General features: G+C 73.0%; 13 protein-coding genes. 5 read left to right on the top strand and 8 right to left on the bottom strand.

Going from position 1 to position 12916, the window contains the following annotated elements; all coding sequences use genetic code 11:
* Positions 1-14: 14 nt before the first annotated feature.
* Both ACIRYZ_RS29235 and ACIRYZ_RS29240 read right to left on the bottom strand, forming a co-directional pair.
* Positions 15-344, bottom strand: a complete 330-nt coding sequence (locus ACIRYZ_RS29235; protein ID WP_402949770.1) for a hypothetical protein — start codon at positions 342-344, stop codon at positions 15-17.
* A complete protein-coding gene (locus ACIRYZ_RS29240) occupies positions 341-652 on the bottom strand; it encodes an SAV_915 family protein (RefSeq protein ID WP_402949773.1) in 312 nt (103 codons plus the stop codon). The genes ACIRYZ_RS29235 and ACIRYZ_RS29240 overlap by 4 nt, the downstream gene beginning before the upstream one ends.
* Positions 653-1076: 424 nt before the next feature.
* On the opposite strand from ACIRYZ_RS29240, the gene ACIRYZ_RS29245 reads away from it, so the two are divergent.
* Positions 1077-3299 carry an NADP-dependent isocitrate dehydrogenase gene (locus tag ACIRYZ_RS29245; protein ID WP_402949775.1) on the top strand — a complete coding sequence of 741 codons (2223 nt, stop codon included), beginning with the start codon at positions 1077-1079 and terminating at the stop codon, positions 3297-3299.
* 66 nt (positions 3300-3365) lie between these two features.
* Here the strand turns inward: ACIRYZ_RS29245 and ACIRYZ_RS29250 are convergent, their stop codons facing one another.
* The 3 genes from ACIRYZ_RS29250 to ACIRYZ_RS29260 all read right to left on the bottom strand — a co-directional run bounded on the left by ACIRYZ_RS29250 (position 3366) and on the right by ACIRYZ_RS29260 (position 5349).
* Positions 3366-3518, bottom strand: coding sequence for a hypothetical protein (locus ACIRYZ_RS29250; RefSeq protein WP_402949778.1), 153 nt, complete (start codon positions 3516-3518; stop codon positions 3366-3368).
* Between the two features lie 70 nt (positions 3519-3588).
* On the bottom strand, positions 3589-4227 hold the full coding sequence (locus tag ACIRYZ_RS29255; protein ID WP_402949781.1) for a YdcF family protein: 639 nt from the start codon (positions 4225-4227) through the stop codon (positions 3589-3591).
* A 99-nt stretch (positions 4228-4326) separates the two neighbouring features.
* A complete protein-coding gene (locus tag ACIRYZ_RS29260; protein ID WP_402949984.1) occupies positions 4327-5349 on the bottom strand; it encodes a cytochrome c oxidase assembly protein in 1023 nt (340 codons plus the stop codon).
* 200 nt (positions 5350-5549) lie between these two features.
* Between ACIRYZ_RS29260 and ACIRYZ_RS29265 the strand changes: the two genes are divergently transcribed.
* Positions 5550-6554, top strand: a complete 1005-nt coding sequence (locus tag ACIRYZ_RS29265; protein ID WP_402949784.1) for an NAD-dependent epimerase/dehydratase family protein — start codon at positions 5550-5552, stop codon at positions 6552-6554.
* A gap of 3 nt (positions 6555-6557) precedes the next feature.
* On the opposite strand, the gene ACIRYZ_RS29270 is transcribed toward ACIRYZ_RS29265, so the two are convergent.
* Both ACIRYZ_RS29270 and ACIRYZ_RS29275 read right to left on the bottom strand, forming a co-directional pair.
* Complete coding sequence (locus ACIRYZ_RS29270; protein WP_402949787.1) at positions 6558-7772, bottom strand: RNA polymerase sigma factor; 1215 nt, start codon at positions 7770-7772, stop codon at positions 6558-6560.
* A complete protein-coding gene (locus ACIRYZ_RS29275; protein ID WP_402949790.1) occupies positions 7769-8140 on the bottom strand; it encodes a YciI family protein in 372 nt (123 codons plus the stop codon). The genes ACIRYZ_RS29270 and ACIRYZ_RS29275 overlap by 4 nt, the downstream gene beginning before the upstream one ends.
* Positions 8141-8334: 194 nt before the next feature.
* Between ACIRYZ_RS29275 and ACIRYZ_RS29280 the strand changes: the two genes are divergently transcribed.
* Complete coding sequence (locus ACIRYZ_RS29280; RefSeq protein ID WP_402949793.1) at positions 8335-9831, top strand: MFS transporter; 1497 nt, start codon at positions 8335-8337, stop codon at positions 9829-9831.
* A 78-nt stretch (positions 9832-9909) separates the two neighbouring features.
* A complete protein-coding gene (locus tag ACIRYZ_RS29285; RefSeq protein WP_402949795.1) occupies positions 9910-10050 on the top strand; it encodes an SDR family oxidoreductase in 141 nt (46 codons plus the stop codon).
* A 76-nt stretch (positions 10051-10126) separates the two neighbouring features.
* On the opposite strand, the gene ACIRYZ_RS29290 is transcribed toward ACIRYZ_RS29285, so the two are convergent.
* Positions 10127-10630: a DinB family protein gene (locus ACIRYZ_RS29290; protein ID WP_393029091.1), complete on the bottom strand. Its 504-nt coding sequence runs from the start codon at positions 10628-10630 to the stop codon at positions 10127-10129.
* A 166-nt stretch (positions 10631-10796) separates the two neighbouring features.
* Here ACIRYZ_RS29290 and ACIRYZ_RS29295 point away from each other — a divergent pair, with 166 nt between their 5' ends.
* Positions 10797-12890, top strand: a complete 2094-nt coding sequence (locus ACIRYZ_RS29295; RefSeq protein ID WP_402949798.1) for an alpha-galactosidase — start codon at positions 10797-10799, stop codon at positions 12888-12890.
* Positions 12891-12916: the final 26 nt, after the last annotated feature.

Below are 12916 nucleotides of genomic sequence, written 5' to 3' on the forward strand. Positions count from 1 at the left end.
CCCGGGACCGCCGTTCACGGCACCGGCCGCAGGGTCACCGGCTGCGGGGTCAGCGCCCGCAGCACCAGGTCGATCCGGACCCTGGCGGCGCCCGCCCGCTGGAGCGCGGCGGCGACCGCCCGTAACTCCTCCGGGCCGGTGCAGGCCAGGCGGAGCTCCAGGTCGGCGTCCCCGGCGAGGGCCAGGCCGCTCTGGACCGCCGGGAACTCCGCGGCCAGCCGGTCGAAGTCGAGCGGGGTCGGCCCGTATCTGACCCGGGCGATCGCGTGCAGGGCGCGGGCCTGCTCGGGCCGGCCCGGCACGGGTTCGAGTCCGGCCGGGACCAGCTGGAGCGGGGCCGTCACCGGCGCTGGAGCTGGGCGGTCGGGGCCGGGGCGGGCATCGGAGCCGGGACGGATACGGGCGGGGCGACCAGCCGTGGGTCCAGGACCAGGGTGTCGACCCCGAGCGGGGCGGTGAGGTCGCGCAGAGCGGGCTCGCCGATCTCGGTGTGGGCCTGGTCCGGTCCCAGGAGGGCGGTGAGGGCCTCGGGGCTGGAGAACCCGACCGCGCAGCGGCGGCCGTCGCGCAGGCGGAACAGGCGGAGGGCGGTGGGGCTTCCGGTGCCGGTGATGGTGGCGGTGACCGGAACGTGCCAGACGACGCGGGCCATGCGAATGCTCCCGAGTGGGGTGGTGGTGCCTGCCGGGACTACTTCCTCGACGCTAGGCCGGGCCGGGTGCGGCGTCGCCGGTCCTGACGCAGCGTTGACCGAATGGGGTGGTGCGTTGACGCACTCCTGACACCCGACTCACCCGATTGGACGACACCACTTCCGCGCTCGCCCGAACGCTGCCCGACCACGACCCGAACAGTGTCCGACCGACACCTGATCCGGACGGCCCGGGAGCGCTCCGCTTGCCTCCCGTCCCGTCCCGGACCACGGTGGAGTCGGCCGTCGTCGCAGCCGTCCTCGCGGCCGCCGGAGCGCCCCCGGATCCGACCGGCGCGCACTCCGGGGCGGGGGGAGGTGGAGCGAGGGGCCCGGGACGAGATATCTTGACGTCAAGACGTTGGAGACGTGAAGCGGAGTACCGATGACTGACTCGACCATCATCTATACGCACACCGACGAGGCTCCGGCCCTGGCGACCTACTCGTTCCTGCCGGTGGTCCAGGCGTATGCCTCGACGGCGGGTGTTCGGGTGGAGACCCGTGACATCTCCCTGGCCGGGCGTATCATCGCCAGCTTCCCGGAGCGTCTGACCGAGGCCCAGCGGATCGGCGACGCCCTGTCCGAGCTCGGTGAGCTCGCCAAGACCCCGGGCGCCAACATCATCAAGCTGCCGAACATCTCGGCCTCCGTGCCGCAGCTGAAGGCCGCCATCGCCGAGCTGCAGGCCCAGGGCTACGCCCTGCCGGACTACCCGGACGACCCGCAGACCGACGAGGACAAGGACGTCCGCGCCCGCTACGACAAGGTCAAGGGCAGCGCCGTCAACCCGGTCCTGCGCGAGGGCAACTCCGACCGCCGCGCCCCGCTGTCGGTCAAGAACTACGCCAAGACCCACCCGCACCGCATGGGCGCCTGGACCGCCGAGTCCAAGACCAATGTCGCGACCATGGGCGAGAACGACTTCGCGAGCACCGAGAAGTCCGCCGTGATCGCCGCCGACGGCGCCCTGCGCATCGAGCTGCTCGGCCAGGACGGCACCACCACCGTGCTGCGCGAGACGGTCCCGGTGCTGGCCGGCGAGGTCGTCGACGCCTCGGTGATGCGCGCCGCCGCCCTGAACGAGTTCCTGGCCGCCCAGGTCGCCCGCGCCAAGGCCGAGGGCGTGCTGTTCTCGGTGCACCTCAAGGCCACCATGATGAAGGTCTCCGACCCGATCATCTTCGGCCACGTGGTCCGCGCCTTCTTCCCGAAGACCTTCGCCAAGTACGGCGAGGTGCTGGTCGCCGCCGGTCTGAACCCGAACAACGGCCTCGGCGGCATCCTGGCCGGCCTCGACAACGTGCCGCACCTGGGTGCCGAGATCAAGGCCTCCTTCGAGGCCGAGCTGACCGCGGGCCCGGCCCTGGCCATGGTCGACTCGGACAAGGGCATCACCAACCTGCACGTGCCGAGCGACGTCATCGTCGACGCCTCGATGCCGGCCATGATCCGCACCTCCGGCCACATGTGGGGCCCGGACGGCCAGGAGGCCGACACCCTCGCGGTGCTGCCGGACCACAGCTACGCCGGCGTGTACCAGGCCGTCATCGACGACTGCCGCGCCAACGGCGCCCTGGACCCGGCCACCATCGGCTCGGTCCCGAACGTCGGCCTGATGGCCCAGGCGGCCGAGGAGTACGGCTCCCACGACAAGACCTTCGAGATCGAGGCCGCCGGCACCGTCCGCCTGGTCGACGCCGAGGGCAACGTGGTGCTGGAGCAGGCCGTCCAGCCGGGCGACATCTTCCGCGCCTGCCAGACCAAGGACGCGCCGATCCAGGACTGGGTCAAGCTGGCCGTCACCCGCGCCCGCGCCACCGGCGACCCGGCGGTGTTCTGGCTGGACGGGAACCGCGCCCACGACGCCGTGCTGATCGAGAAGGTCAAGACCTACCTGCCGGAGCACGACACCAACGGCCTGCAGATCGAGATCAAGTCCCCGGTCGAGGCCACCAAGTTCTCGCTGGAGCGCATCCGCCGCGGCGAGAACACCATCTCGGTGACCGGCAACGTGCTGCGTGACTACCTGACCGACCTGTTCCCGATCCTGGAGCTGGGCACCAGCGCCAAGATGCTGTCGGTCGTCCCGCTGATGGCGGGCGGCGGCCTGTTCGAGACCGGCGCCGGCGGCTCCGCCCCGAAGCACGTCCAGCAGCTGGTCAAGGAGAACTACCTGCGCTGGGACAGCCTGGGCGAGTTCTTCGCGCTGGCCGCCAGCTTCGAGCACCTGGCCACCAGCACCGGCAACGCCCACGCCCAGGTGCTGGCCGACACCCTGGACCGCGCCACCGGCACCTTCCTCAACGAGGACAAGTCGCCGAGCCGCCGCCTCGGTGGCATCGACAACCGCGGCAGCCACTTCTACCTGGCCATGTACTGGGCCCAGGAGCTGGCCAAGCAGACCGCCGACGCCGAGCTGGCCAAGGCCTTCGACGGTCTGGCCAAGGTGCTGACCGAGCAGGAGCAGGCCATCGTGGACGAGCTGATCGCCGTCCAGGGCTCGGCCGTGGACCTCGGCGGCTACTACCAGCCGGACCCGGCCAAGGCCGCTGCCGTGATGCGCCCGTCCAAGACCTTCAACGAGGCGCTCGCCAACCTCGGCTGACGCCGGGCGTGAAGCACCGGGAGGCCCCTGGGTCCGCTGCGGCGGGCCCGGGGGCCTCCCCGCGTGTCAGGTCGCGCCGGGGACTACCCGGGCGGGCCGGCGGAGCAGCCGGGAATCGTGCAGCAGGAGGGCCGTGCCGACGCCGAAGACCAGGGCCGGCACGCTGACCGCTCCGCCGATCCGTTGGAGCGGGCTCCACCCGTTCTCCCGTGCTGCCATGGCCCGCCCCCTGCGCGCCCGGTTTCCGTCCTCATACTGACGGACCGGGCGGCACGGTCCCATGGCCTGTTCAGGCCAGCCCGAGCACGACCCCCGTGCCGGTCAGCAGCAGGAGCGCGGCGCCGTTGGCGCGGGGCAGCGCGAGCGCCGTGCCGACCGCTTCGCGCAGCAGCTGGTACGGGCCGTGCGCGAGCGGCCCGTCCGCGCCGAGCACCCGGCCGGGGGCGCCGGCCCGGCGGGCGGCCAGGGCGGAGCGGACGGTGTGGAAACCGCTGGTGACGACGGTGCAGCGGTAGCCGGGGCGCTCGGCGGCCATCAGGGCGGCGCTGAAGCGCAGGTTCTCGGCGGTGTTCACGGCCCGCTCCTCGCGCCGGATCCGCTCGGCCGGCACGCCCCGGGCGATCAGGTAGCGGGCCATCGCGGCGGCCTCGGTGCACTCCTCGTGCAGGCCCTTGCCGCCGGTCACCAGGAGCAGCGGCGCGTACCCGGCGGCCTCCTCGGCGGCGAAACGTTCCAGCGCGGCGTCCAGCCGGGCCGCCAGGGTCGGCGCGGGCCCGCAGCCGTCCAGCGCGGCGCCCAGGACCACCAGGTAGTCGGAGCCGGCGGGTACCGGCCGACGGCGCTGGTGCAGTGCGCAGCCGAGGAAGCCGAGCAGCCAGAGCAGGACGTACCCGCCGAGCAGCACGGGCAGCAGGAACAGGGCGTGCATACCCGTCGAACGCACCCGGTGGGGACACCGTTCCGCAACGCCACGGAGCCCGCGTTCTCCGGGGAGAACGCGGGCTCCGGGTGGTTCGGTCGGAAGGGCTCAGCCGGCGTCGGCCGCCGGGGTGGCGGGGGTGACGGGAGCCGCGGGTGCGGCGGCGGTGCCGGCCGCCCCCGGGCGCTGGCCGCGCTTGTTCAGCGAGGCCAGGTAGGCGTTGTACGCCTCCAGCTCGGCGTCGCCGCTGCGCTCCTCGGCGCGGTCGCGGCGACGGGCCTGCCGCTGTTCGGAGCCCATCCACTGGTAGACCAGGGCGATCAGCACGATCGCGGTCGGGATCTCGCCGAAGGCCCAGGTGATGCCACCGGCCAGCTTCTGGTCCTCCAGCAGGTCCGTCCCGGGTGGTGCGCCCTGGACGGTGAAGGTGGAGACCAGCGGGTGGCTGGCCATCATCACCGCCACGCCGAAGAAGGCGTGGAAGGGCATCCCCATGAACAGCTCGATGATCCGCATCACGTGGCCGGGGCGGTTCGGGCCCGGGTCCACGCCCATGATCGGCCAGAAGAAGGTCAGACCGGTCATGAGGAAGTGCACCATCATGAAGATGTGCCCGAGGCGGTACTGCATCAGGAAGTCGAACAGCGGGGTGAAGTAGACCCCGTACAGGCTCGCGATGAACATCGGGATGGTGAACGCCGGGTGCGAGATCACCCGGACGTAGCGGCTGTGCAGCAGCGCCACCAGCAGCTCGCGCGGACCGCGCGGGCGGCCCTTGCCCGCCGGGCGCAGCGCGCGCAGCGAGAGGGTGATCGGGGCGCCGAGCAGCAGCAGGATCGGCGTCAGCATCGACAGCACCATGTGCTGGATCATGTGCGCGCTGAACAGCACCATGCCGTAGTCGTTCAGCCCCGAGCAGGTCACCAGCAGCAGGCTGGCGACACCGGCCACCCAGCCGACCACCCGGCCGATCGGCCAGCGGTCGCCGCGCCGGTACAGCCGGACCACGCCGAACAGGTACAGCCCGAGCGCGACCAGGCCGCCGAGCAGGAACACCCAGTCCGGGGACCAGGTCCACACATGGGAGAGGGTGAACGGGCCTAGTTGGGTCATCCCGCCGTGGTGGTGCATTCCTGACATTCCGTCGCCCATCGGCGGGTCCTGCTTTCCGTCCTCGTGGTCCCTGTGCGGGTCCGGTTCGCCCGTTTTGCTTGGCATACAGCCTAGGTGGGCCTTACCTCGGCCATACCGCCGCCCCCTCCGTACGGGTGGTCCCCGGCGGAGTGGGCGCTGGCTAGACTGACCGACCGGTCGGCAGGGAGGAGCCAGCCATGGCGGTGTCGCAGCGGCCCGCGGAAGCGGCCACGGTCGCGCTCACCGGGGCGACCGGCTTCATCGGCTCCGCCGTCCTGGCGGCCCTGACGGCGCGCGGCGTCCGGGTGCGGGCGCTGGTCCGCCGGGAGCCTCCCGCCCCCGGGGGAGGCGTCGACCGGATCCTGGGGGACCGCCTCGGCGAGGTCGACTGGATCCGCGGGGACCTCGCCGACCGGGCGGCGCTGGCAGGGCTCTGCGAGGGCGCCGGGGTACTGCTCCACCTGGCCTCCCTGGTCGGCGGCGGCGCCGAGGACTGCGAGGCCGTCAACGACCGGGGCACCGCGGCGGTGATGGCGGCGGCCGGCCGGGCCGGGGTGGGCCGGATCGTGCACCTGTCGACCACGGCGGTGTACGGCGAGGGCCCGCACAGCGGCATCGACGTGGACGGGGTGCCGCCTGCGCCGTTCTCCGAGGCCAGCCGCACCAGGCTGATCGGCGAGCAGCACGCCCTGGGGGCCGGCGCCCTGGTGCTGCGCCCCGCGCTGGTCACCGGCGCGGGCGACCGCTGGGTGGTGCCCGGGCTGGCCGAGCTGGCCCGCCGCGTCCCGGCTCGCTGGGAGGGCGGCCGGGCCCGGCTCTCCCTGGTGGACCGTACGGACCTGGCCCGGCTGATCACCGCACTGGCGCTGGACGCCCCCGCTCCGGTGGTGGGCGTCCAGCACGCCGCCCACCCGACCCCCGTCCGCGTCGGCGAGCTGCTCGACTCTCTGGCCGCGCTCGGTCTGCTGCCCGTTCTGGACGGGCCGGCGCTGCCCTGGGCGGAGTGCCGCCGTCGCCTCGCCGCCACGCCGGGGCGGGTCTCCGAGCGCCAGTTCACCATGATCGCCCGCGACCACTGGTACCGCAGCGAGGAGATCTGGCGGCTCGCCGCCTGCCCGCCCGGGCCGGGCCCGCTCGCCCGCCTCACCGAGGCGGCGTCCTGGTACCGGACGGCGCTCGGGCGCGCCTGGCTAGCACCGTAGCCGTCAGGGCCGCACCCGCCCGGCCCGGGCCGACAGGAACCGCTGCTCGGCCAGGCTCGCGGTGGCCCGCGCCGCTTGGCGGTAGTGGTCGTAGGCCCCGGCCCGGTCGCCGGCGCGCTCCAGCAGGTGCGCCCGGACGGACAGCAGCCGGTGGTGCCCGGCCATCCGCTGGTCGCCGTCCAGAGTGGCCAGCAGGGCGAGGCCGGCCTGCGGGCCGGCCAGCTCGGCGAGGGCGACGGCCCGGTTGAGGGTGACCATCGGGTTGGGCGCGATCCGCTCCAGGATCAGGTAGAGGGCGTGCACCTGCGCCCAGTCGGTCCCGGCGGCGGTGGCCGCGTCGGCGTGGGTGGCGGCGATGGCGGCCTGCAGCTGGTACGGGCCCAGCTCGGGGCCGGCCAGTGCGGCCTTGGCCAGCGCCGTGCCCTCGTTCAGCAGGGCGCCGTCCCAGCTCGTGCGGTCCTGTTCGGCCAGTGGCACCAGGTCGCCCGTCGCGGTGGTGCGGGCCGCGCGCCGGGCGTGGGTGAGCAGCATCAGCGCGAGCAGGCCGGTCACCTCGCCGTCCTCGGGGAGTTGGGCGTGCACCGTCCGGGTCAGCCGGATCGCCTCCCGGGCGAGGTCGGCGCGCTCCAGCTCGTTGCCCGAGGAGGCGGTGTAGCCCTCGTTGAAGATCAGGTAGAGCACGTGCAGGACGACCCGCAGCCGCTCCTCGCGTTCGGCGCCCTCGGGGAGGGTGAACGAGCTGCCGGCCGCCCTGATCCGCTGCTTGGCCCGGCTGATCCGGGCCGCCATGGTGGCCTCCGGCACCAGGAAGGCGCGGGCGATCTCGGCGGTGGTCAGGCCGCCGACCGCCCGCAGGGTGAGCGCGGTCTGCGAGGCCGCGGTCAGCGCCGGGTGGCAGCAGAGGAACAGCAGGAGCAGGGTGTCGTCGGTGTCCGGCACGTCCTCGGGGACCACCTCGGCGGCGGTGGTCGCGCTCTCGCGCTCGCGGCGGGCGTGGTCGCTGCGGACCTGGTCCACCAGCCGCCGGGAGGCGACGGTCACCAGCCAGCCGCGCGGATTCTCCGGCACTCCCTCGTGCGGCCACTGGACGCTCGCGGCGAGGACGGCCTCCTGCACGGCGTCCTCGCAGCCCTCGAACCGGCCGTGCCGGCGTACCAACGTGCCGAGGACCTGCGGCGTGAGCTCACGCAGCAGGCCCTCGAAGTCCGGTGCTGTCATGCCTCCAAGTGTCCGTCGGAGAACATCACCTGACGCACCTCGACGCCCAGCCCCTCGATCGCGGCGTCGGGGATCTGCGCGGCGAGCTGGATCGCACGCTCGCGGTTCTCGCAGTCGACCAGGTAGAAGCCGCCCAGGAACTCCTTGGCCTCCAGGAACGGGCCGTCGGTCACCACGGGCCGGCCGCCCCGCACGGTGACCACCGCGGACTGGGAGGGGTCGACCAGCGCCTGGGTGAGGATCAGCTCGCCGGAGGACTTCAGCGCCTCGATGAACCTGCCGTGCCCGGTGCCGATCGCCGCCTTCTCCTCGTCCGTCAGCGCGTCCAGTACGGCCGGGTTGATGTGCAGGCCGATCAGGAACTTCATCGCGTACTCCTCGTCGTGGGCGGGCCCCGGCTGGGCCCTTCGACCGTCGGTCGGAGCCGCCGCCGCCTTCTTGACATCCCTCGCCGAGAAATCTCCCACGAGTTTTCCGCCGTCGCACCGCTCAGCGACGTCAAGAAGTCCGGGGCCGCTCCGACCACCCCGCGACAACGTTTCCGAGGAGAGGAGTCGCCGGGATGGACGTCACCCGGGCACGACTGGGACTGGCCGTCCTGATGCTGCCGACGCTGCTGGTCGCGATGGACGTGACGGCGCTGCTGCTCGCCCTGCCACGGCTGAGCGCCGACCTGGGCGCCGACGGCGTCCAGCAGCTGTGGATCAGCGACAGCTACGGACTGATGGTGGCCGGCCTGGTCATCACCATGGGCACGCTCGGCGACCGGCTCGGCCGCCGACGCCTGCTGCTGACCGGTGCGGCGGCCTTCGCGGTGCTGTCGGTGGTCGCCGCCTTCGCGGTCGACCCGCTGATGCTGATCGTCGCGCGGGCCCTGCTCGGCGTCGCGGGCGCGACCCTGGCGCCGTCCACGCTCGCCCTGATCACCAACATGTTCCGGGACGGGCGGCAGCGCGGACAGGCCGTCGCCGTCTGGGCCACCTGCCAGTTCGCGGGCGGCGCGCTCGGGCCGGTGTTGGCCGGGTTCCTGCTCCAGCACTTCTGGTGGGGGTCGGTGTTCCTGGCCGCCGTCCCGGCGATGGCGGTGCTCCTGATCGCCGGGCCGTTCCTGCTGCCGGAGTTCCGCAGCGAGGCGGCCGGGCGGCTGGACCCGGCCGGGGTCGGGCTGTCGCTGGTGGCGGTGCTGCTGGTGCTGTACGGCGTCAAGCAGCTGCCGGTCGAGGACGCGCCGCTGGTCCCGGGGCTGGCCCTGCTCGCCGGCACCGCCGTCGGGTACGCCTTCGTCCGGCGGCAGTTGGGGCAGCAGCGGCCGCTGCTGGACCTGCGACTGCTGCGCAGCCGCCCGTTCACGGCCGTGCTGGTCTCGCTGGTGCTCGCCGGGGTCGCGATGGCCGGCACCGGCCTGCTGGTGACCCAGTACCTGCAGAGCGTGCTGGGCCACTCGCCGTTCGCCTCCGCTGTGCTCTTCGCCCCGATGGGCCTGGGCGTGGCGCTCGGCACCATGGCCGCGCCGAGGCTGGCCCGCCGGATGGACGACACCACCGCGATCGCGGGCGGGCTGGCCTGTTCGGCGCTGGGCGGCCTGCTGCTGGTCGCCGCCGACGACGGCCAGGGCTCGCTGCCGCTGGTGATGACCGGCATCACGGTGCTCGCCCTGGGCACCGGACCGCTGTTCGCCCTGGGCACCGGGCTGGTCCTCGGCTCGGTGCCGCCGGAGCGGGCCGGCTCGGCGGCCTCGATGTCGGAGACCGGCAACTACTTGGGCGGCTCGCTCGGCTTCGCGCTGCTCGGCACGGTGGCCGCCGCGGTCTACCGCGCCCGGGCCGGCGGCTCCGACTCGCTGGCGGGCGCCGTCGAGGCCGCCCGGCAGCTGCCCGCGGGGCAGGGCGCCGAGCTGCTCCGGGGCGCCCGGGCGGCGTTCACCGCCGGGCTGCACGTCAACGGGCTGATCGCCGCGGCACTGTTCGCCGGGCCGGCTGTGCTGACCCTGGCCATGCGCTCGGCGAAGCGGTCCGCGCCCGAGGCGTCGCGGCCGGACCACGAGGCGGTCCGGCGGTGAGGGCTTGAACCTGACACCGGTGTCAGCTCCTACCGTCGGTGTGCGACTAACGCGGTGACCACGAAGGGGGAACGAGAGATGAGCGAGCTGACCGGCAAGGTGGCCCTGGTGACCGGCGGCAGCCGGGGCATCGCCGCCGCGGTGGCCTTCCTGGCCGGTCCCGGCGGACGCTACGTCACCGGCACCGCCCTCGCGGTGGACGGCGGCTACACCGCCTGAGCGCAGGGCCCGGGCGGGGCGGCGGCCTCGGTCGCCGCCCCGCACCCGGCCCTGATCACGGTGTGGCAGTCCGGGCTCAGCTGCGGTCGTGGTCCCCGGTCGCGCCGTCGGTGAGTTCGCGCAGGATGTCCATGTGCCCGGCGTGCCTGGCGGTCTCGGTGGTCATGTGGATCAGCACCCAGCGCAGCGACACCGTCCGGCCCGACCAGGAGGTGCCGAGGGAGTCCAGCTCCAGCCGGTCGATCGCCTCGTCGGCGGCGGCCCGGGCGCGGGCGTAGAAGGCCAGCACGTCCGCCGTCGACTCGTGCGGTTCGATCCGCAGGTCGGAGCTCTCGTCGGCGTCGAGGTCGAACGGCAGCGGGCCGGTCTCCAGGCCGAAGGTCTCGCGGAACCAGCCGAGTTCGGCGCCGCCGAGGTGCTTGACCAGCCCCAGCAGGTTCGTCCCCGAGGGCGTCAGCGGCCGGCGCAGCTGCTCGTCGTCCAGGCCCTCGACCTTCCACAGCACCGCGTCGCGGTGCCGGTCGAGGGCCGTGTGCAGGCTTTCCTTCTCACCGCCGGTGAACGGCACGATCTTGACCATGGCCGGGACGGTAGCAGTACCCCGACCCGCACGACGAACGGACGCCGAACCCCCGGAAAGTGCTGTTGTGTTGAATCTTGTGGGTTCCTGATAGGTGCAATATCGTATGGCACCCTCGCCCTGCCCCCCCTCGCAGGGCCACTCACCCACTCGGGAAGCCCCCCACATGCGCAGAACTCCACATCGCGTCGTCGGCATACTCGCCGCCACCGCCCTCGCGGCCTCCGGCCTCAGTGCCGCGGCACTCGCCACCGCCACTCCGGCCGCCGCCCTCGGCAACGGCAACGCCCTGACCCCGCCCATGGGTTGGAACTCGTGGAACAGCATCGGTGCCTACGTCACCGAGGGCGAGATCAAGCAGACCATCGACTTCATGTCGGCCAACGGCCTGGTGCAGGCGGGCTACGACACCGTCACCATCGACGACGGCTGGTCGATGCGCCACCGAGACGGCCAGAGCACGGACTTCGCCAAGACCGCCGACGGCGCCATGCAGCTCTACGACAACAACGGCAATCCGGTCAGCGGCACCGACGGAGGCGGGAACGACACCACCAACGGCCACCTGCTCCCGGAGCCCAACCAGTTCCCCGCGCAGACCGTCGACGGCAGGACCGTCAACGGCATCCAGTACCTGGCCTGGTACGCCCACAGCAAGGGCATGAAGTTCGGCCTCTACGCCACCGACACCTACACCACCTGTCAGGGCCACCCCGGCAGCCTCGGCCACGAGAGCACCGACGCCGCCGACTTCGTCTCCTGGGGCGTCGACTTCGTCAAGTACGACGACTGCCCCTACGGCCCCACCATCTACGGCCCCGACGGCTACGCCTACTACCCGCAGGGCGAGGGCAGGGAGCTCACCCAGTCCATCTACGCCCGGACCCAGACCTTCCAGCGCGCCCTCGACGCGGCGACCGGCGCCGCCGGCAAGCCCAAGGTCACGCTCAGCCTGTCCGCGCAGCCCGCGCACACCGGCATCCCCTACCTGCTGAGCGCCGGCGACCCGGCCCGGACCGATCCGCTGATCACGGCCGCCGGCACCCCGCCGCACCAGGCGCCCGGCTACTCGCCCACCGGAATCTGGTGCGGCCAGGTCGCCAACATGTGCCGGATCGGCGGCGACCGGGACAGCGAGCTGGACGGCGTGCTCTACAACGGTCAGCTGCAGACCGCACTGAAGTACCCGGGCAACGTCCACCCCGGCAGCTGGAACGACCTGGACATGATGTTCGCCGGCTGGCAGGACCCGTACGGCGTCTGGGGCGTCACCGACACCTCCAAGGGCAACAAGCCCTTCACGGACGACGAGTCGCGCACCGAACTGTCCGTCCTGTCGATGATGGCGGCCCCGCTCATCTCCGGCGCCGACCTGCGCACCGCCGCCGACTCGCAGCACACCGCGAACGGCTACACCTGGTCCACCGGCATCAGCTCCTCCGCGCTGTCGCTCCTCAAGAACCGCGACATGATCGCCGTCGATCAGGACAGCCTCGCCAAGCCCGCCACCCTGGTCGGCAACCCGCCCTCCTCCCCGACCGCCCCCGTGGTCCTCAAGCGCCAGCTCGCCAACGGCGACATGGCGGTGGCGCTGATCAACCAGGACCCGAACAACTGGGCCATGATCAGCGCGAGCTTCGCCGACCTGGGCCTGACCGGCTCCGGCTACGGCTACCGGGAGCTGTGGACGGGCGCCACCGGCACCGCCACCGGCTCCGTCGGCGGCAACTGGATCCCCGCGCACGGTGTCGCGCTCTACCGGATCGCCGGCGCGGGCAGCGGCACGAGTGGCGGCAGCGGAGGCGGCCGGCCGGGCGTCGTCGGCGACGGCAAGTACCACGCGATCAGCGCGGGCGGTACCTCGGGCCAGGCGCTCGAAGTCCAGGGCGGCTGCTACGCGCCCGTCGGCGGCCACTCCGACATCAACGCCTACCAGAGCGGCAACGCCGCCCAGCAGTGGATGTTCACACCCAACGCGGACGGCACCGTGACGATCACCGACAACTGCTACACCGCCGCCCAGACGCACACCGTGCTCGCCGGCGGCGGCGGGGTCGGCAGCGCCTACCTGCTCAATCCCACGCCCGGCAATCCCTGGCAGAAGTGGAAGGTCACCCAGAACAGCAGTGGCGCGCTCACCGTCACCAACGTCGGCAACGGCCTGACACTGGACGTCGCCGGCACCGCGGCGGGCTCCACGGGCATGACCAACCCGGCCAACCCGGCCGCGGCCGGTCAGAGCTGGACCGTCCTGTCCTGACAAGCTTCGCGAACCGCCGCCGGGAG

The sequence above is a fragment of the Kitasatospora sp. NPDC101155 genome (assembly GCF_044768305.1).
Taxonomy (GTDB): domain Bacteria; phylum Actinomycetota; class Actinomycetes; order Streptomycetales; family Streptomycetaceae; genus Kitasatospora.